This window comes from Streptosporangium lutulentum (genome assembly GCF_030811455.1).
Taxonomy (GTDB): Bacteria; Actinomycetota; Actinomycetes; order Streptosporangiales; family Streptosporangiaceae; genus Streptosporangium; species Streptosporangium lutulentum.
Map to the genome: position 1 here is coordinate 6,682,995 of NZ_JAUSQU010000001.1, position 17,705 is coordinate 6,700,699.

Annotated in this window: 19 protein-coding genes; 8 read left to right on the forward strand and 11 right to left on the reverse strand. The window is 66.2% G+C overall.

Features of this window, described 5'->3' with window-relative positions; translation table 11 throughout:
• Positions 1 to 493 precede the first annotated feature (493 nt).
• On the reverse strand, positions 494 to 1,276 hold the full coding sequence (locus J2853_RS29580; protein WP_307563645.1) for a class I SAM-dependent methyltransferase: 783 nt from the start codon (positions 1,274 to 1,276) through the stop codon (positions 494 to 496).
• Between the two features lie 88 nt (positions 1,277 to 1,364).
• Positions 1,365 to 2,513 (reverse strand): glycerophosphodiester phosphodiesterase family protein, encoded by a 1,149-nt coding sequence (locus J2853_RS29585; RefSeq protein ID WP_307563647.1) that lies wholly within the window; start codon positions 2,511 to 2,513, stop codon positions 1,365 to 1,367.
• Positions 2,514 to 3,072: 559 nt separating this feature from the next.
• On the opposite strand from J2853_RS29585, the gene J2853_RS29590 reads away from it, so the two are divergent.
• A complete protein-coding gene (locus tag J2853_RS29590; protein WP_307563649.1) occupies positions 3,073 to 3,990 on the forward strand; it encodes a TIGR03619 family F420-dependent LLM class oxidoreductase in 918 nt (305 codons plus the stop codon).
• A 169-nt stretch (positions 3,991 to 4,159) separates the two neighbouring features.
• Here J2853_RS29590 and J2853_RS29595 read toward each other — a convergent pair whose 3' ends face one another.
• Positions 4,160 to 4,996: an ATP-grasp domain-containing protein gene (locus J2853_RS29595; RefSeq protein ID WP_307563651.1), complete on the reverse strand. Its 837-nt coding sequence runs from the start codon at positions 4,994 to 4,996 to the stop codon at positions 4,160 to 4,162.
• Between the two features lie 310 nt (positions 4,997 to 5,306).
• Here J2853_RS29595 and J2853_RS29600 point away from each other — a divergent pair, with 310 nt between their 5' ends.
• The 4 genes from J2853_RS29600 (at position 5,307) to J2853_RS29615 (ending at position 7,925) form a co-directional block, all read left to right on the forward strand.
• Positions 5,307 to 6,461, forward strand: coding sequence for an inorganic phosphate transporter (locus J2853_RS29600; RefSeq protein ID WP_307563653.1), 1,155 nt, complete (start codon positions 5,307 to 5,309; stop codon positions 6,459 to 6,461).
• Complete coding sequence (locus tag J2853_RS29605) at positions 6,458 to 6,661, forward strand: hypothetical protein (RefSeq protein ID WP_307563655.1); 204 nt, start codon at positions 6,458 to 6,460, stop codon at positions 6,659 to 6,661. Before J2853_RS29600 ends, J2853_RS29605 begins: the two co-directional genes overlap by 4 nt.
• 223 nt (positions 6,662 to 6,884) lie before the next feature.
• Entirely contained in the window at positions 6,885 to 7,187 is a 303-nt protein-coding gene (locus tag J2853_RS29610; protein WP_307563657.1) for a threonine dehydratase, read from the forward strand.
• Between the two features lie 261 nt (positions 7,188 to 7,448).
• Positions 7,449 to 7,925, forward strand: a complete 477-nt coding sequence (locus tag J2853_RS29615; protein WP_307563659.1) for an STAS domain-containing protein — start codon at positions 7,449 to 7,451, stop codon at positions 7,923 to 7,925.
• A gap of 1,223 nt (positions 7,926 to 9,148) precedes the next feature.
• Here the strand turns inward: J2853_RS29615 and J2853_RS29620 are convergent.
• Positions 9,149 to 10,159, reverse strand: coding sequence for a TetR/AcrR family transcriptional regulator C-terminal domain-containing protein (locus tag J2853_RS29620; protein ID WP_307563661.1), 1,011 nt, complete (start codon positions 10,157 to 10,159; stop codon positions 9,149 to 9,151).
• 301 nt (positions 10,160 to 10,460) lie between these two features.
• On the opposite strand from J2853_RS29620, the gene J2853_RS29625 reads away from it, so the two are divergent.
• A complete protein-coding gene (locus J2853_RS29625; RefSeq protein ID WP_307563663.1) occupies positions 10,461 to 11,603 on the forward strand; it encodes an FAD-dependent monooxygenase in 1,143 nt (380 codons plus the stop codon).
• Here J2853_RS29625 and J2853_RS29630 read toward each other — a convergent pair.
• On the reverse strand, positions 11,585 to 11,710 hold the full coding sequence (locus J2853_RS29630) for a hypothetical protein (RefSeq protein WP_307563665.1): 126 nt from the start codon (positions 11,708 to 11,710) through the stop codon (positions 11,585 to 11,587). The two genes, J2853_RS29625 and J2853_RS29630, sit on opposite strands and share 19 nt — an antisense overlap.
• A gap of 200 nt (positions 11,711 to 11,910) precedes the next feature.
• On the opposite strand from J2853_RS29630, the gene J2853_RS29635 reads away from it, so the two are divergent.
• A complete protein-coding gene (locus J2853_RS29635) occupies positions 11,911 to 12,426 on the forward strand; it encodes a BP74-related protein (protein ID WP_307563667.1) in 516 nt (171 codons plus the stop codon).
• Positions 12,427 to 12,510: 84 nt separating this feature from the next.
• Here J2853_RS29635 and J2853_RS29640 read toward each other — a convergent pair whose 3' ends face one another.
• The 4 genes from J2853_RS29640 to J2853_RS29655 form a co-directional block, all read right to left on the reverse strand.
• Positions 12,511 to 12,729, reverse strand: coding sequence for a DUF397 domain-containing protein (locus J2853_RS29640; RefSeq protein WP_307563669.1), 219 nt, complete (start codon positions 12,727 to 12,729; stop codon positions 12,511 to 12,513).
• Positions 12,730 to 13,320, reverse strand: coding sequence for a DUF5753 domain-containing protein (locus J2853_RS29645; protein ID WP_307563671.1), 591 nt, complete (start codon positions 13,318 to 13,320; stop codon positions 12,730 to 12,732).
• Between the two features lie 102 nt (positions 13,321 to 13,422).
• Positions 13,423 to 14,001, reverse strand: coding sequence for a PIN domain-containing protein (locus J2853_RS29650; protein WP_307563673.1), 579 nt, complete (start codon positions 13,999 to 14,001; stop codon positions 13,423 to 13,425).
• 18 nt (positions 14,002 to 14,019) lie between these two features.
• Positions 14,020 to 14,526 carry an excisionase family DNA-binding protein gene (locus tag J2853_RS29655; RefSeq protein ID WP_307563676.1) on the reverse strand — a complete coding sequence of 169 codons (507 nt, stop codon included), beginning with the start codon at positions 14,524 to 14,526 and terminating at the stop codon, positions 14,020 to 14,022.
• Between the two features lie 452 nt (positions 14,527 to 14,978).
• Between J2853_RS29655 and J2853_RS29660 the strand changes: the two genes are divergently transcribed.
• Positions 14,979 to 15,179: a hypothetical protein gene (locus tag J2853_RS29660; protein WP_307563678.1), complete on the forward strand. Its 201-nt coding sequence runs from the start codon at positions 14,979 to 14,981 to the stop codon at positions 15,177 to 15,179.
• 26 nt (positions 15,180 to 15,205) lie between these two features.
• Here J2853_RS29660 and J2853_RS29665 read toward each other — a convergent pair whose 3' ends face one another.
• Entirely contained in the window at positions 15,206 to 15,979 is a 774-nt protein-coding gene (locus J2853_RS29665) for a class F sortase (protein ID WP_307563680.1), read from the reverse strand.
• Between the two features lie 293 nt (positions 15,980 to 16,272).
• Positions 16,273 to 17,595 carry a hypothetical protein gene (locus tag J2853_RS29670; protein ID WP_307563682.1) on the reverse strand — a complete coding sequence of 441 codons (1,323 nt, stop codon included), beginning with the start codon at positions 17,593 to 17,595 and terminating at the stop codon, positions 16,273 to 16,275.
• Between the last annotated feature and the right edge of the window lie 110 nt (positions 17,596 to 17,705).

The window sequence follows — 17,705 nt, forward strand, 5'->3', positions numbered from 1 at the left end:
CGATCGCAGGAACTGCACCAAAAAGGATGCCCGCACCCGCTGCGGTGATCGCGGCTGTCTTGACCGCGACTCGACGTCGCGCCGTGGACTTCCGCACAGTTTCTCCCTGTTCCAGATTGATCGACCGGTTTTATGCCGGTTGCTAAGGCTTACAGGTCATGGTCACGGTTCGGCATAGATACTACGAAGAGAGAGTAAGACACGCGAGACGAGTGGGCTAAACGGACACAAATTCCCATCTATCTCACAGTGAACATCGCCGCAAATCCGCGGAACCCTCAAAAGGCCGGCTCCGGGGAGGGGTTTCGGAGCCGTCCGCGACCGATCACCCGGCCCCGCGAACGACGAACAGCAGGCCAGGCGCCTCGCGGGCGACACGGCCGATCATCGGGGCGGACGGGCCAACGCGCCGATCACGGATTTGGAGGTCGCGCGGCACCTGCTCGCCGGACCCACCTGATCACTCCGGGCCGAGCTCCGGGCCAAGCTCCGGTCAGTGAAGCAGTGCCCGGATCACCACCGTGACGATCGGAAGCTCGAACTCGCCGTGCGCGGTCTCGGGGGTGGATCGCAGGTAGTCGATGACCCGGGCCGTCAGCTCGGCCCGCTCGTCCGCGGGAAGGGTCAGCACGTGGGAGTGGGTGGCGATCGTCGCCGCCATCGACTCGACGGTCCGCCGCTGGCCGTGCGGGAACCGGGCATTCTCCACCACGAGGACGTCCGGTCCCTCCAGGGAGATCGACTCGGGCCGCCACCGGCTGAACGACACCGTGCTCCTGGCCACCTCCTTGAGCCTGCCGACCCACGGAACCTGGTCGTCGTCGAGGTTCCAGAGCCCCGCCAGCACCCCTCCCGGCGTCAGGACGCGGGTCATCTCGGGGATGGCCCGGTCGAGGTCGAACCAGTGCAGCGCCTGCCCGATCAGGATCGCGTCCACCGAGCCGTCCGGCAGCGGGATCCCCTCCGCCGACCCGGCCATGGCCCGCACTCCGGGCACCCGGTGGCGGAGCTGGTCGAGCATGGCCGCGTCGGGCTCCACCGCCACGACGTCGGTGACGTGCCGCAGCAGGACCCCGGTCAGCTTCCCCGTCCCCGCCCCGAGATCGAGGACGCGCAACGGCGCGCGACCCGAGACGGGTTCAAGCGCCCACAGCACGGCGTCGTCGGGGTAGTCGGGCCGTTCCTCCGCGTACGCCGCCGCCTCGGCGCCGAAGGACGAGGCTCGCAACGCGAGGACCTCGGAGGCGACATTCCGGAAAGGGGATGAACTGCTCATCCGACCACAGTAATCCTCTCTCCCCCGCCGCTCCTCAGGTCGGCTCTCTCGATTCTCCCCCCGCCGCTCCTCCGATCGGCCCTCTCGATCAGCCGCGCCGCGGGTGGCCGGCCCCGGCGAGCAGGCGGTCCCGGGTGACCCGGGCGACCCCGGGGTCGTCGGCGAACGCTCCGTCCACCCCGAGTTCGTACAGCCGCCGCACCCAGCCCACCGCGTCGCCCTTGGCGCGCGAGTAGTCCCTGTCGCCGGGATCGCCCCGTCTGTAGATCGCGGGAAGCTCGGAGTTCTCGCCGCGAACCGTCGCGGCGTGAACCACGAGGCCCGCGCGGTGAGCGTCCTGGACGAGCGAGGTGGGAGAGCCCAGCTTCCCTCGGGGACCCGCGGGCACGATCCACGTCGTGGTCACGCCGATGCCGTCGGCGTACCGGGCGACCTGCCGCAGCCCCTCCGGGGTGAGCAGATCGTGGTGGGCGGGCGCGCAGTCGAGCTTGATCTGACCGGAGGGGGTACGGGGCGCGCCGACGAGCTGGATGAGCCGTAACCGCGTGGCGGGCCGCAGCGCCTTGAGACTTCCGGGCTCGAAGGACTGGATGAACACCGGGTCCTTCGCGTCGTCCCAGCCGTGTCGCTTGAAGATCTCCAGCATCGGCTTTTCGAGCGGCAGCCCGATCGAGGCGGAGTAGGCCGGATGCTTGATCTCGGCGTAGATGCCCACGCCGTGCTTCTGCGCGAGGTCGGCGATCTCCTCCAGCGTCGGGATCAGTGCCTTCCCGTCGTACACCGTGTTGCTCGGCCGCCGTTTGGGGAGGCGTTCCCTGGCCCGAAGCGTGCGCAACTCGGCGAGCGTGAAGTCCTCGACGAACCAGCCGGTCCAGGTGTGACCGTTGATGATCTTGGTCGTCTTCCGGCCGGCGAATTCGGAGTGCTTCCCGACGTCGGTGGTCTTCGAGATCTCGTTTTCGTGCCGGGCGACCAGTACGTGGTCCTTGGTGGAGACCAGATCCAGCTCAAGGAAGTCGGCGCCCATCCGGATGGCGGACCTGTAGGCGAGAAGCGTGTGCTCGGGCCGGACGGCACTGGCGCCGCGGTGGGCGATGACGATCGGCACACGGCCGCCGTTCCTGAGCGTGAACCGCTCGGCCGACCGGCCCCCGTTCGTGAGGGCGACGGCCGATGCGTGCTCGCCGTACGCGGGTCGCTCACCTTTTCCCCCCGAGTACGGGAGGGTGGCAATCACCGCACATCCCACAAAAACGACCAGCGCATGCGTCGTTATCTTGCCCATCGCCCGATTACCCCTCATTCTCCGGACTCGCGGGGTAACCCATTGATATCATCGCATCTACCCAGAGTGACCAGAGGGGTGGCGGTCCGAGGCTAACTCACCGTTGTGTGCCTCATCGCCCAAGATCGACGGTGTTTCCGACAGCCGTCCCGGCATCGTCGCCGGACGACGGGGCGAGCCCGGCGCCCCGTCGGGCGCGGGCGTCGCGACGCCGGGCGCGGACCTGACGACGGTCACCACACCGCCGGACTCAGGCTTTGCGAGGGTCCCGGAACACCAGGGAAGCGCCCCCGCTGCCGTTCACCATAAAGTTCCCTTTAAGCATGTAAATGTCCAAATATACCAAATGATCCTGAAGTGACCCTAATGTACGCTATACATTCTTAATGGCGCCCAACAGAGGCTGTAAGCGCTTTGTGTCATCGCCGGGTCATGGATGCCCGCAGCGCGCGAGATCCGCGCGTCGTGACGAAACCCATCGCGCGAGATCCACTTCCAGGAGTTTGATCACATGCGTATCGGATTGGCCGTTCCTCAATACGGCGCATTCGCAAACCCCGAGGCCGTCATCGAGGTGAGCCGGGCAGCCGAGGCGATGGGCTTCGACAGTCTGTGGGCCGGCGACCGCATCCTCAACCCGATCAATCCCAGCAATCCCTATCCCACCAACGACGGCGTGATGCCGCGCGAGTTCGCCATTTATCTTGAGCCGCTCAGCGTCCTCACCCTGGCCTCCGCTCACACCGAACGGGTCCGCCTGGGCACCAGCACCCTCAACGCCCCGTGGTATCCGCCCGTGCTCCTCGCCCGCGCCCTGACCACTCTTGATGTGCTCAGCAGCGGTCGCCTGGACGCCGGATTCGGACTGGGCTGGCTGGAGGACGAATACACCGCCGTGAACGTGCCCTGGGAAGACCGGGGCGCCAGATTCGACGAGACGCTCGACGTCCTGGAGAAGATCTGGTTCTCCGACGTGATCGAACACAACGGGCCGCTGTTCACGATCCCCCCGACGAAGATCATGCCCAAACCCAAGCAGGGCTCCCGCCTGCCGATCCTGCTCGGCGGCTACACCCCGGTGAGCCTGAGACGCGTCGGCCGGCGAGCCGACGGCTGGCTGGGAGTCGGCAGACCTCTGGAGTACCTCACCGGCCTGTGGACGATCGCCCAGCGGTCGGCCGAGGCCGCGGGCCGCGATCCCTCCAGCCTGCGCTTCGTCCTTCGCCTCAACGTCAAACTGACCGACCACAAAGCCGAGCCCGACCAGATCCCCAGGTCCGGCACGCTCAACCAGATCATCGACTACGCGCTGGCCGCCACCGCCGCGGGCGCGGACGAGATCTTCCTCGACCTCGCGCAGACCGCCACGACCACGACCGAGGTGATAGACGTCGGCGGTACCTTCCTCCAGGCGATGCGCGCCGGATAGCGAGGACGGCGAACCACTTCCGGGGCCCTCGCCCGGGGTGCCCGTGAAGCGGCGTGGACGACGCGCGACCATCGAAGCGGGAACCCGCCTGGGCGCCGCGTGACGCGGCGCCGCAGGAGTCATCGGCCTTCAGACGCGGGAGTCCTCGGCCTCCAGATCGAGGAGGACGTCAGGAACGGCTCTCGGCGAGAAGACCGCGGAGGGAGCCCTTCATGCCGGAGACGAAGACCTCGCGGGTCGCGGAGTCGAGAAGGTCCAGGGACAGGTAGGGGTTCAGGTCCTCCAGCTCGACCAGCAGGAGTTCCCCCTGGGGGGTACGGCAGGCGTCGACGCGCTGGATGCCGCGGTCGACGGCGTTCCAGTCGACGAAGCCCTGGGCGAAGTCCAGGTCCGCGGGGGTCGGCTCATACCTCTCCAGGCGCCATCGCTGATCGGGCTGGGGAGCGTACAGGGCGTACTGGAAGGTGCGGTCCACGAAATAGAACGACACCTCGTAGCGGAAGCGGATGCGCGGCTGGACCAGGAGGTCGTCGAACGCCAGCCCCTCCAGCTCGTCCCGGGTCACGAAGGTCAGCCCGATGGAGTCCGCCCCGAGCTTGGGCTTGGCGACGTACTCCTCCACCTCGGGCAGCTGGTGGAGATCCGCGTGGCGGTCGACGGTCGGGATGACCGGAGACCCGGCGGCGCTCAGGTCGACCAGATACTGCTTGCCCGCCATGTCGGCCTTGCCCGTCAACTGGGTGTAGACACAGGTGCCGCGCCGGCGGGCCTCGGCCCGGAAGGCGTCGTAGCGATCCTGATAGCGCAGCACGGGCCCGCTGTTACGGATCACGACGGCGTCGAAGGAGTCCATGAGCGCCATCGCCTCCAGCGGATCGCACAGCGCGACGGTGAAATCCTCGCGAAGCCGCGAGGACAGGTAGATGTCCTCGTCGCAGTATCGGCGGCCCCTCGCCTCGTACATCAGATCGGTGACGTAGAGGAGGCGGATCGGCGTGGATGACATGGTGCTTTTTCCTGTCAAAAGTGGCAGCCTGATACGAAAGCAACTCGTCGTCGAGGATGCCAAGGGGGGATGGATACTATCCGGCGAGATGGGACAAAAGTCCCACACTCGACGCCGAGTTTTCCACGTTGATCGACTTCACGGGGGGCCCTCCAACGTGCGAACCTCTCGCTCTCGGGGCTACGAGGGCAAGATCATGCTTGCGCCCCGGGCTCGGAGACGGTAACGCGTGGCCGACGGGAGCATGAATTTTGCGTGAAGGTCGTCGTCAGACGATTGGACGACGACCGAAGTGTCATATGTGTCTGGTATGGACGCGAACCTCGTGCTGCTCGCCATCGTGGTCGTCACGGCTCTGTCATTCGACTTCACCAACGGCTTTCACGACACCGCCAACGCCATGGCGACCTCGATCGCCACCGGGGCGTTGCGGCCCAAGGTCGCGGTCGCGCTCTCTGCGGTACTCAACTTCGTTGGAGCGTTCCTGTCTTTAAAAGTCGCGGCGACCATCGCGACCGGCATCGTCGAAACCGGTGCCGTCACCCTCACCGTGGTCTTCGCCGGCCTGGTCGGCGGCCTGGCCTGGAACCTGGTGACGTGGTACTTCGGCATCCCGTCCAGTTCCTCCCACGCGCTGATCGGCGGCGTGGTCGGGGCCACGCTCATCTCGGCGGGCGCCTCGGCCGTCAAGGGCGCCGAGATCGTGTCCCACGTGCTGGTCCCGGCGGTGCTGGCACCGCTGGCGGCGATCCTCGTGGCCACCGTCGGCACCTACCTGGTCTACGTCCTCACCGCGAAGGTGCCCGGCAAGGTGCGCGACCGCGGGTTCAAGTACGGCCAGATCGGCTCGGCCTCGCTGGTCTCGCTCGCGCACGGCACCAACGACGCGCAGAAGACCATGGGCATCATCACGCTCGCGCTGATCGCGAGCGGCGCGATCGGCAAGGACGCGGGAACCCCGACGTGGGTGATCGCGACCAGCGCGACCGCGATCGCGCTCGGCACCTACCTGGGCGGCTGGCGGGTGATCCGTACCCTGGGCAAGGGGCTGACCGATATCGAGACCCCGCAGGGTTTCGCCGCCGAGAGTTCGTCGGCGGCGGTCATCTTCGCCTCGTCCCACTTCGGGTTCCCGCTGTCGACCACGCACGTCTGCACGGGCTCGGTGATCGGCTCGGGCATCGGCAAGCGGCTGGCCCAGGTCCGCTGGCACGTCGCGGGCAAGATGGCCGCCGCATGGCTGATCACCCTTCCGGCCGCCGGTATGGTCGGCGCGCTGGCCTGGGCCGGCGCCAACCTGATCGGCGGCTCGCTGGGCGTGGCGGTCGTCTTCTTGATCGCGCTGCTGCTGTCCGGAGGGCTGTACCTGGCCTCGCGCCGCCGGCCGGTGAACGCCGACAACGTCAACGACGAGTGGACCGGGCGGGTCGCCTCCGTCCCGGCGGTGAGGGAGCGCGCGGCATGAGCGACTACATCGATCTGGACGCGCTGTGGAAGGTCCTGGTCGCCTCGCTGCTGGCGGGCGCCGGCCTGGCCGCCGTCTTCTCCCTGTCCCTGGTCGGCCTGTCCAGCGGTCGTACGGCGGGCCGCGCGGGAGCCGCGCTCTGCCTCCTGGTCGTGGCCGCGGGCATCGTCCTCGGCCTCTACGTCATGCTCGCCAAATAAGCCAAATAAGCCGAACAAGGCGCGGGGCGAGGCCGGCGGAACGGCGAACGCGGGTTCCGGCAGAGGGTGTGCTTTCCCGCATGCCCATAGATCTATAGGTTGCCCCGCTTAAAGATCCCTGTGCCTGTAGTGACCTGGGAAAACGTGAAGGGTAGCGTTTTTGTCGGGGTACGTACATCACGCTCGCCGCTGTCTTGAAGCGGCATTTTCCACGGGGGTAGGCATGAGCGTTTCCACCGAACATCGCCAGCACACCGACCACGACCACAAGCATGGGCTCGGATGCGGGCACGTGGCCGTACCGCACGACGATCACGTCGACTACGTCCACGACGGTCACCTGCATCAGGTCCATGGGGATCACGTCGACGAATGCGAGGCGAGCGGGCACAGCACGCACGACAGCCATGACCACGATCACGGCTCGGGGTGCGGGCACGTGGCCGTACCGCACGGAGGGCACGTGGACTACATCCACGACGGGCATCGTCATGTCCAGCACGACGGCCATTGGGACGATCACTGACCTCCCTCGGCCGAGACGGCGGGCGTCCCGTGCCCGATCCGCGCCGTACGTCGGTGCGCCCCGCCTTCTCCGGAAAGCCATGAATCTCCGGCAGGCGGAGATCAACCGGTGGCATGTATGGTGTAAGGCAGGCCCAGAGACATGGCCGCCTTTCCGCCGTTCTCGCGGAGGTGACTCTCACATGTCCTTGGTTGAGTTCATGCGTTCCCACCTCGGGTGGATGATCATCCGCAACCCAGACCGGATCGACGTGCTTCTCTCATGAACCTGTCGGTGCATCCCACCATCGTGCACAAGGACTCGGCCGTGGTCGCGATCGACGGCGAGCTCGACATCAGCACCGTCTCGCTGCTGGACACGGTGTTCTTCCCGCTGCTCGGCCGCGGCATCCGCCATCTCGTCGTGGACGCCAGGCTGCTGCGCTTCTGCGACGTGTGCGGCTTCCGGGCGCTGAGCACCGTGCACACCACCATGTCGGCGACGGGCGGCGACCTGACGATCGCCGAACCCTCGGCCGCGCTGCTACGGCTGATGCACCTGATCGCGATGACCTCGTCGAGCGTCCCGAGCACGCCGATAAAGGTCTACGCCACGGTGGGTCACGCCCTGCGGCACGAGAACGATCGGCCGATCTCCTTCCTGGCTCACGCCGGATGTCCGGACGCTCCGCTGCGCCGGCTGCCGGTGAAAGCCGGTCACGGCCCCGGCGGCTCGAAGGGGCATCGACGCCACCCATAGGGCCCTGGCCAGGCCGGTTCCCCGGGAAGGACCGGGGAACCGGTGTCCGTGACCGCGCCGGCGAGCACCGCCGGCGCGGTTTTGCGAGGCTACGATCCTCAGCCGGTCAGTTGTCGTCGGCCGACGGGCTCAGCCAGTCGGCGATCGGCCATCGACCGTCCCGCTCCTCCTCGCGCGGGCGGGATCGGTCCGCTCCTCCCCGCCGGTAACCTCTGAGCTCCCGGTCTCGTGCCCGGTGACCCGCGTGAGGACCTCGACGGTGCCCGGGTCCGGCCCGATGCGCTCGGCGTCCCTCCCACTCATCCTGCGCCCACTGCCGGCCCCGGCCACCACGCGACCAAGGCCCCTCTTCCTCGCCCCGAGGCCCGCGCCCCTCCCGCTCGTCCTGCGGCCCGCGCCACTCTTCCTCGTCCTGCGGCCACTGACGGTCCCGGCCACCGCGTGGCCGGCGTCCTTCCTGCTCGTCCCGGAACCGGCGTCCCTCCCGCTCGCCCTGCGGCCACTGACGGTCCCGGCCGGCGCGCGGCCACGGATGGTCCCGCTCGCCCCTGCGCGAGTGAGCTCGATTCGCCCCTCGATCCCGGTGGCCCCTGAACTCGCGGTCCCGGGCGTGACGACCTCGATGATGACCGGATCCGGCCCGATGCGACCACTTCCCGTTCGGGTGGCGATCCTCCCGGAAAGAACCGCGGGATCGACCGGAGGAGGCCGCCCCCTCGTCTCGCGACGACGGCCGGCCGAAGATCAGGTCACCCAGCCCGCCCGACTGCCGGCCGTACGAGTCGTCCGACCGTCGCCCCCCGGGACGCTTGGCCATCCGGTCCTCAAACCGCTTGAACGCCCGATCCCTGTGCCGCTTGGCGGCCGAGCCCCTGTGGTGTTTCCCGTGTCCGTTGACGGCCGCGTTCGCCGGCCGTTTCGCTGTCCAACTCGCGGAACGGTCGGCTCCCGGCTTCGAGTGCTGGACCGCGCCGATGCCCGCCAACCCAATGATCACGGCCAACACACCGGCTCGCATGGCAGTCAATCGAATGCACCCCCCGTTTCCTCATCGTTCGGGGGGCAAACGCGTATAGAGCTACACAGCTCCCTACCCGGCATGACCAACCGGCTAACGATCAAGAACTCCCGTCACCCCGGGCCGTCCCGGAACGACCCGTGATCGGACAGCCCGGATTGCTCGATGAACGGCGCCCGCGGGCAGGCGGTCCGCCGGGGCGGATTCACGCCCCGGCGCGCCGGATGAGAATCGCGAGGCCGTCGAGCATCGACTGCAGGCCGAGCTCGAAGAGCACATCGAGGTCAAGGTCGTAACCGTCGCCGAGACCCGTGACGACCCTGGAGAAGGTCGGAGCCTCACCCGAGGCGGTGAGCGCGGTGAGGGCGGCGTTCTGGGAGTCCATCCACTCCTCCTCCGTCATGCCGGTGTCCGCTTCGGCCTGGGCCTCCGATTCGAGGTTCACGGCGATCCCCCGGACGTAGCTGTACAGCAGGACGTGCACGTTGAGCATGGTCTCCGCGTCGAGGCCGAGGCCGTCCACCGCGTTCAGCACCCGCTCCGCGTACGTCATCAGGTTGGGCAACGGCACCGGCCGGGTGATCGAGATGACCTGCGCCAGCCATGGGTGCCTGCGGTACATGACCCACTGCGCCCGCGCCGCCGTCTCCAGGCGCGCTCGCCAGCCGGAGGGAGGATCCTCCGGGTAGACGACCTCACCGGCCACGGCGTCGGTCATCAGCAGGACCAGCTCATCCTTGCTGCCCACGTGGCGGTACGGCGACATGGTGGCGACGCCGAGTTTGGCCGCGACGCCGCGCATCGACAGCGCGGCCAGCCCTTCGACGTCGGCGATGTCGATCGCGGCACGCACGACGCGTTCGCGGGTCAGCTCCTGATCGGGCTCATGCGCCGCCCGACGCGGAGGGGCGGGCCTCGGCTCCGGGCGAGACCCGGAACGGAGTTCGGGACGGAGCGGGGAGGGGGGCACGGACGGGGGTTCGGGGACGGTCACCACGGTCCCGACCCGGGGCATCGCCTGGACGAGGCCCTGCCGGCGCAAGGTCGTCAGCGCCTTGGTGGCGGTCGCGATCGCGACCCCCCACTCCTGGGCGACCTGCCGGGTCGAGGGCACCCGGTCTCCGGCACGCAACTCACCGGCCGCGATGCGGCGCCGGATCTCGGCGACGATCCTCAGGTAGGGCGGATCAGGTCGCGCGACAGGCCGGTTCATCATCGCCTCTTCCCCCGGATGGAGCGTTCTGTACTAGTACAGGGTGACTCGCTCAGAGAATAGCGGAACTCCCTGGTGAGCCGGGAGATTGAGGCGATCCGCCCCCTCACGGAGCACGTCATCCCTTACCTCTGTCCTAGTACAAAGAAGCGAGGCCATCTATCTTCTACCAGCGAATTCCTGGAATTCATCGCTTGCGCCATCGATGCGTACGCCGTACATTCAGCATGTGTACGGCGTAGCCGGCATGACCGACAGGTCGGCCGGGCGGCGACTTTCCCGACATCGACCAGGAGACCCCCGCATGAGAAACACCACCGTCCTCATTTCCGGTGCGAGCGTCGCCGGGCCCGCGCTGGCCTACTGGCTGCGCCGCCACGGCTTCACCCCCACCGTGGTGGAGAAGGCTCCCGGGCTCCGTCCCGGGGGTCAGGCGATCGATGTCCGTGGCTCGGCGCTCGGTGTCGCCGAGCGGATGGGGCTCCTGACCGACATCCGGCGGGCGAGCACCGCGATGCGCGGGATGAGCTTCGTCGGCGATGACGGCGAGGTGCTGTACAGCACCACCGAGGAGACCCTGACCGGCGGTGCGACCGGCGGCGAGGACGTGGAGATCCTCCGCGACGACCTGGCCGACATCCTCTACCGGGCCACCCGCGACGACGTCGAATACGTCTTCGACGACTCGATCACCGCCCTCTCGCAGGGCGACGACGAGGTGCGGGTCACCTTCGAACGGGCCGAGCCGCGCACCTTCGACCTCGTCGTCGGCGCCGACGGGCTGCACTCCAACGTGCGCGCGCTGGCTTTCGGCGAGGAGTCCCGATTCATCACCCACCTGGGCACCTACCTGTCGGTCTTCACCACCGACAACTTCCTGGACTTGGACCACTGGCAGGTGTTCCACCGTACGGCGGACCGGATGTCCGGCCTCTACAGCGCGCGGGACAACACCGAGGCCAGGGCGATCCTCGGCTTCAACTCACCGCCGCTGGACTACGACCGCCGCGACACCGCCCGGCAGAAGCAGATCATCGCCGATCGCTTCGCCGACGACGGCTGGGAGACCTCCCGGCTGCTCAAGGCCATGTGGGACGCGCCCGACTTCCACTTCGACTCCATGAGCCAGATTCGCATGGATTCCTGGACCAGCGGACGGGTGTCACTGGTCGGGGACGCGGGCTACTGCGGCTCGCCGCTGTCGGGCCAGGGCACCAGCCTCGCGCTGGTCGGGGCCTACATCCTGGCCGGGGAACTCATGGCCGCGGGCGGCGACCACCGGACGGGGTTCGCCCGCTACGAGGAGGAACTGCGGGGGTTCGCCGAGCTGAACCAGGACTTCGCACTGCGGATGAACGAGTGGCAGCAGGACCAGAGCGGCGAGATGCCGGACATCCAGCGGCTGTCCAACTCCATCATGCTCAAGGACTATCCCGGGGCCGAGTAGCCGTACGGCAGGACGTGCACGTTGTGCATGGTCTCCGACTCCGGGCCGAGACCGTCCACCGCGTTCAGCACCCACTCCGCGTACGTCATCGGGTTGGGCAACGGCACCGGACGAGTATCGACCGCGGAGCTCGATACGCATTCGGAATCGACGCGGCGCCTCCTTGACCGACCGATCCGTCGGGGGTGGAAAGATCCGGCAGAAGTCGGGGATTTTCTGATCAAGCTCGGGGTGGGGACCGGGTGGCCGGCAGGCGAAGGAGATTGGGTCGTGGTGATCACGACCCGGCACGACACAGGAGGAATCCGTGCGACGCTTCTTCACCAGGACCGGCGGTCTGGCCGCCATGGCGATGCTCGCCGCCATGATGGCCACGCCCGCCCAGGCCGCGCCCGCACCGCGCGCCTGCACGATGTCCCTCTCCGCCCAGGCCGACTCCGCCGAGACGGATTCGCCGTCGCGGGCCGCCACGGTCGCCCCGGCCTACTTCCAGATGACGACCATCGAACGCCCCAAGCCGTTCGTCATCCAGCTCACCGACGCCGCGAAGATCGAGCACGCCAGGAAGATCCTCAGCGGAAAGGAGACCGAGAGAACCCACATCCACGGCCGGATCATCAAGAGGACGGCCCCCTACAACCCCGCCTACAGCTTCTATCTCGACCCGAACACGATCGATTTCTTCCAGATGGCCATCGAGGTATGTGACGCGACGCTGTCCTACACCGAGGACCACCTGGACGAGGCCTGCGGCGCCTTCCTGCCCGGCTGCCACTTCTGCCCCTGGACCTCCAAGCTCATCGCCGAGATCCCCGCCCCCTGACACCCACCTCACCACGGACGACCGGGCACCCCTGGCGCCCGGTCGTCATCTCCGGCCCACCCAGCGGCAGTGCGCCATCCGTTCTCAGCCGTCGAACTCGCCCCGCTTCACGCCCTCGACGAAAGCGCCCCACCCGGACTCGGTGAACTCCAGGATCGAGCCCTGCCGATTCTTGCTATCGCGCACCGCCCAGCCTCCATCGGCCAGATGTGCGACCTCTACGCAGTTGTCACCGGTCGGTCCCGAGCGCGAACTTGTCCGCCAGGTCAGAGCCTGCACCACGCTTCGATCCAATTTGCTCACCTATCCCCGCAACTGCTCGATCACGGATTCCATGCACCGAGTCGACTCGTCCGGCGAGAGCGCCAATGCCTGTGCATGACCATAAATCACCGTATATCGATGCAACTCTTCCTGCTGCTCTAGATAGAGACCATCGGTAGCGGTCTCCAGGTATACGAGACTCGGATCGAGTGGGGATGCGAAGTCGAGGATGACAAAACCGCCCATGATCGCCGCATGCGCGCCGATGGAGAGCGGCAGGACCTGGACCGTGACATTTGGCCGCTCGTTCATCTTGATGATGTGCTCCAACTGATCGCACATCACCCTCGCTCCGCCTACGGGACGACGCAGAACAGCCTCGTCAATGACCACCAGGAGCTGAGGCGGAGTATCGCGGTCAAGGATTGCCTGCCTGGCGATGCGAGCCTTGACCCTCCGCCCGATCGCCGCCTCGTCGAGCTGCCGACCGCCTTTGAAGATCGCATGAGCATAATCAGGCGTCTGGAGGAGTCCAGGAACGATCGTGGGTTCACAGGTACGGATGACTCCGGCGCCGACTTCGATGTAGCGACGACCGGGAGAAGGACGCCTCTCCAGGGGCCGGCTCACGATCGATTTCTTCCCGATGGCGATCGAGGGTCGACTACCCACAGAGCCAACCAAGGCTGAGCCTTAATTGTCCTTTTGGACAGAAGTAGGAACGAGGGCTTCTCAATGCTGCAACAGCGACCGCGCTGTAGCGGCAAAAACAGGGGTGCCGCAGTTTTCCAACGAGCTCAGCACATCCTCAAGGGACATTGGGAGATGGGGTGGCTTGCCGGTTGCAGCGGCTTGCTCCCGTAACACCTGAAGGATGACGTCCGGCGCCTGCTCCAGCTCATAGCACAGAAATGTATCGGGGTGCTGGATCTCAATATCGAGATGCTCGCATGCCGAGCTTGGGAAATCACGCAGATTAAGAGTCACAATCACGTCAGCGTGGCCCCGGACCGCGGCAGCCAGGACATGGCGATCCTTGACATGGCGATCCTTGACATGATTTCCCATCGAGTCCTCAAAAGGCTCCCACCCCTCGATCATGGCTTCAGGGAAGGCGCCTCGAACAAATGACAACGTACGGTCAACAGCCTGTTCGGGGCGCCCGTTCCTCACAAGGGCTCCCCGAACTTCTGCCAGAATCCGCTCGCTCCATAGGGGCTGGTAGATGCCAGCCTCTGCTGTTCTTAAGAGGGTGTCTCGCAGCGCATTGGGGTAGAGCACGCAGGCATCGAGCACGGCAGAGAACGGCACCGGAACAGCATAATCCTCTTAGAACTCATTGGCGGGCTTGTCGTACATACCCGCACCCACAGACTCCGCAGTTAGCTCATCCAGAAGCCGTCGCCGCTCTGTACGACGCCTTTCCTTGAAGGCTATGACGTCTTGAAGCTTCACCCGTCGATGCGCTCCAGGACGATCTGTGGCGCGCTGGTAGGGAATCTCCCCGCTTTCTAGAAGCTTCACCAGAGTCGGCCTGGAGATCCCTAGCAGCTCAGCCGCTTCGTACGTGGACATGGTCATGTGCTGTGGCGCGACGGTGACAGCCAGGCCCTTTGACAGAGCCTCTGCCACTTGCAAGAGAGCCTGATAGACCTGCGTCGGCAAGGGAAGCCGTGGTGATCCATCAGGACCTGTGAGTAGCGCTGGGTAGTCAGCTACTGATCGCCCCCGTTTGCGCAGCTCCTCAACTAGGTCAACGATGGCAGCCCGAGTCTGAGGATCCTCCCCTGGCAGGAATGTCCTAGCGTCTGCTGCGGCCAACGACGTGTCGCCCATGTGAGTCCTCCGTCACCGCATAGTCCTGTATTTGGACGGTACCTCAAAACGAAACTAACGAAAACCCGCTTAAGCAAAGAGATACTCTCGCAAGGCGAGGGATCACGGTGACCCCCTCCCCAAACTGCGGTTTCAGCCAGAATGATCCATCTGTCCCTTCCAAAGGGATCATGAGATCCCCCTGTCACCGGAAATGACTTTGACTCCCTACATGGGTGTTTGAGAGGCGATCGCTGGGTTGTTTCGCCAGGTGGGTAGGGGTGAGACATGACACGAAACCGGCTTTTACCCTTCTGGCCTGACCGATGAGCAGTGGGCGCTGATCGAGCTGCTGCTGCCCGCTCTCCGTCACTGACGACGCCGGGATCGAGATCTCCGCGATCACAGCGACCGCCCACCTGACCCTTCTGGCCGAGCGCCTCCGGAAACTCGGCCTGCACTCCCGGGTCAACATGGCCTCCCGCCGGCTCCCAGAGCTGGTCGTCGTCAACCCTGACGCCTCCGCCCTCTCGGAGAGCATCCACGCGCTACCGGAGAAAGGAACCTGGTGGTTCTTGTGGTCCTGGAACGAAAAGATCGCGCCCGTCGCCGAGACCGACGCCGTCGCGGCGAGGATCCGCCACGTCCTGACCCCGATGGGCCAGGATCGGTGACGCTCCTCCGCCCCACTCTCACGTGATCAGGCGCGTATGACCTTGGACAGGGTCGCGTAGACGATGATGTTGTCGGTGTAGTGGTGGGTCTTGGCGTTGTAGACGCCGCCACAGGTGATCAGCCGCAGGGTCGCCTCGCCGGTGTTGCCGTAGACCCGCTTCGCCGGGAAGGCGGTCTTGCTGACCTGCTCCACCCCGTCGACCGTGAACTCCGCGATGTTCCCGTCCGACCGGGACACCTTGATCTTGTCTCCGCGCTTGATCTCCTTGAGACGGCTGAAGACGGCGGCACCGCTCCGGGTGTTCACATGCCCGAGGACCACCGAGGGTCCCTGCTGGCCGGGGATCGGCCCGTTCTTGTACCAACCGGCCTGGTTCGGCTTGCTCAGCGGAGGAGTCTGGATCTCCTTCTTGGCGTCCACGCCGAGGGCCATCAGCGGGGCCAGCAGGCCGATCTTCGAAATCGCGATCCGGTTCGGCCGCACGCCGACGCTGTTCAAGGGCGCCGGAGGCTGCACCACGGGCAGGGGCGGCGGCGCCGTGGGAGCGGCGGCCGTCAACGGCACGTCCAGCCCTCCCGGTCCCACCACGGGCGGCAGGCCGGCCGGGTCCTGGGGCTGGCCTCCCTGCTGCTCTCCCGGAGCCGGAGCGTTCTCCAACGCGAGGGTGTTCGCCGCCTCCGAGATCGGAGGCCCGTACGGCGCGTCGTCGGCCACCGGGCTCAGGTAGGCGAGCAGCCCCGCCATGATCACGCCCACCCCGCCCAGCGACCCGGCCACGAGCAGCGCGGGAAGCGCCATGCTCTTCATGGTCCTCGGGGGCTTCGGCGCCTTCGGGAGGTGGCCGTGGGGAGGAGGGCCACCGTAGGGAGGCTGCCCGGGGTAAGAAGACTGACCGGCGTAGGGGGGCTGCCCAGGGTAGGGAGGCTGTCCGGCGTAAGGGGGCTGGCCGGCGTAGGGAGGTCGGGCGACATAGGGAGGCTGGCCGGCAGGAATCCCCCCGTGCGCCGACTGGCCGTCCTGAGAAGGCTGGCCGGCGCCGTGGGGATCAGGGTCGCCCTGCGCAGGTCCTGGGTACATCCGGCGCTCCCTACTCAGTCCTGGCCGCGCACGTGCGCCGCCCGCCGCCTCTTCAACGCCACTCCCCCGGCAACGCTTCCGACCAGCATGACCGCTCCGAGGCCGAGCAGCCCCGCTCCGGAGGACTGCTCGTCGGGAGCCTCACCGGTCTGGGCGCCGCCCACGGGCGTGATGATGACCTGGGGAGCGGTCGGAGTGGCCCTGGTGGGCGTGACGGTCGCCGTCACGGTCAGGGTCGGCTTGGGCGTCGCGCTCGTGGTCGACCCGGCCGGCGGAGTGGTCGTAACCGTCACGGTGGGACTGGGGGAAGGCGACGGCGACGGACTGGGAGACGGACTGGTCGGCTCCTTCTCCACCTTCACAGTGACCGTTTCAGCCTTCGCAGGCGCGCAGATCGCATTGAAGTTGTTCACACCTGTGTAGAGCTCAGGCTTGGGCTCACGAAGCACCCTGAAAGCATCGACCATCATGTACTTATTGGCCGAGAGATTCTTGAGATTGATCGTATGCTGACCATACTTCAAGCCCTTGACGGACCAGAGAACCTGCTGGGTCTTTTTCTCGTCGGCCGGAACAGGGGTCCTTCCGTCCGCTTCCATGGAGGCATTTACCTTCTCCACCAACGGAGCCCCTCCGCCGGCTTTCTGAAAGGAAACTTCGACTTCACCCATGTCATCATCACGTTCGGTGATGTATTCGATGCCAGTACCCTCAAATGTGTAGCTCGCGGTGGCACCAAAAGTCTTGCTCGCGTGTACATCATTCTCGATGTCATCTATCTGAGGTTCGGCCCTTCGCGCCCAGTCATCAGGAGTCGCCGCGTAACGGATCTCAGCATTTTCGCCTCCATCAACACTGTCATTGACAATAGGTACCGACTCAGGCGGAATGAATTGCACCGTCAAGCTCTTGGGTGTGACCTTGATCTCGCCTTCCTTGCCGACGATGTAGGAGCCCGCAGTAAGCGTGGGCAGAGCCAGCGGGTCACCCTCCTGCAACGCATCGGGAATGGCAACTTCGCCCATTGAGTCGAGCGTCCCTACGCCACTCCAGTAATCGGAAATCCCAGCACTACCTCTGGCGATCACACGTGCCTTCTGCTCGAAATCACCCGGAGCCTCGAAAATCGAATCCCCAAGAGTCCATTTGAGCTCAAGTGGCTGACCAACAGAGACCGTTGTCGGAATCGAGACTTTGACCGAGATCTTCGCTCCCGCCGGGAACAGCTTGCTGCCCCCCTCGGGAAGGGTGCAGAGAAAATCAGAGGTGTAGTTGTCGGTCTCCGCGAAGCTCTGCGAACTGGACAAGATGACCAAAGAGCCAACCGCCAGCCCCATGACGGACGCTGCCGTGGCTGTCCTACGGAGTCTCGCTCCCCACCGCACCACTGGATACTCCACTCACGAGGCTCTGGTCGCAAAACGGGCGATCTCATCACAACTAGGAC

Coding starts and splice junctions, on each gene's coding strand:
- J2853_RS29665 (WP_307563680.1), bottom strand. CDS start 15,979: ATGGCGCTTCCCGCGCTGCTCGTGGCCGGGTCGCTGGGCGGGGTGGGC.
- J2853_RS29660 (WP_307563678.1), top strand. CDS start 14,979: ATGGCCTCCCGCCGGCTCCCAGAGCTGGTCGTCGTCAACCCTGACGCC.
- J2853_RS29615 (WP_307563659.1), top strand. CDS start 7,449: ATGAACCTGTCGGTGCATCCCACCATCGTGCACAAGGACTCGGCCGTG.
- J2853_RS29595 (WP_307563651.1), bottom strand. CDS start 4,996: ATGTCATCCACGCCGATCCGCCTCCTCTACGTCACCGATCTGATGTAC.
- J2853_RS29655 (WP_307563676.1), bottom strand. CDS start 14,526: ATGGGCGACACGTCGTTGGCCGCAGCAGACGCTAGGACATTCCTGCCA.
- J2853_RS29580 (WP_307563645.1), bottom strand. CDS start 1,276: ATGAGCAGTTCATCCCCTTTCCGGAATGTCGCCTCCGAGGTCCTCGCG.
- J2853_RS29620 (WP_307563661.1), bottom strand. CDS start 10,159: ATGATGAACCGGCCTGTCGCGCGACCTGATCCGCCCTACCTGAGGATC.
- J2853_RS29610 (WP_307563657.1), top strand. CDS start 6,885: ATGAGCGTTTCCACCGAACATCGCCAGCACACCGACCACGACCACAAG.
- J2853_RS29670 (WP_307563682.1), bottom strand. CDS start 17,595: ATGGGGCTGGCGGTTGGCTCTTTGGTCATCTTGTCCAGTTCGCAGAGC.
- J2853_RS29605 (WP_307563655.1), top strand. CDS start 6,458: ATGAGCGACTACATCGATCTGGACGCGCTGTGGAAGGTCCTGGTCGCC.
- J2853_RS29625 (WP_307563663.1), top strand. CDS start 10,461: ATGAGAAACACCACCGTCCTCATTTCCGGTGCGAGCGTCGCCGGGCCC.
- J2853_RS29590 (WP_307563649.1), top strand. CDS start 3,073: ATGCGTATCGGATTGGCCGTTCCTCAATACGGCGCATTCGCAAACCCC.
- J2853_RS29600 (WP_307563653.1), top strand. CDS start 5,307: ATGGACGCGAACCTCGTGCTGCTCGCCATCGTGGTCGTCACGGCTCTG.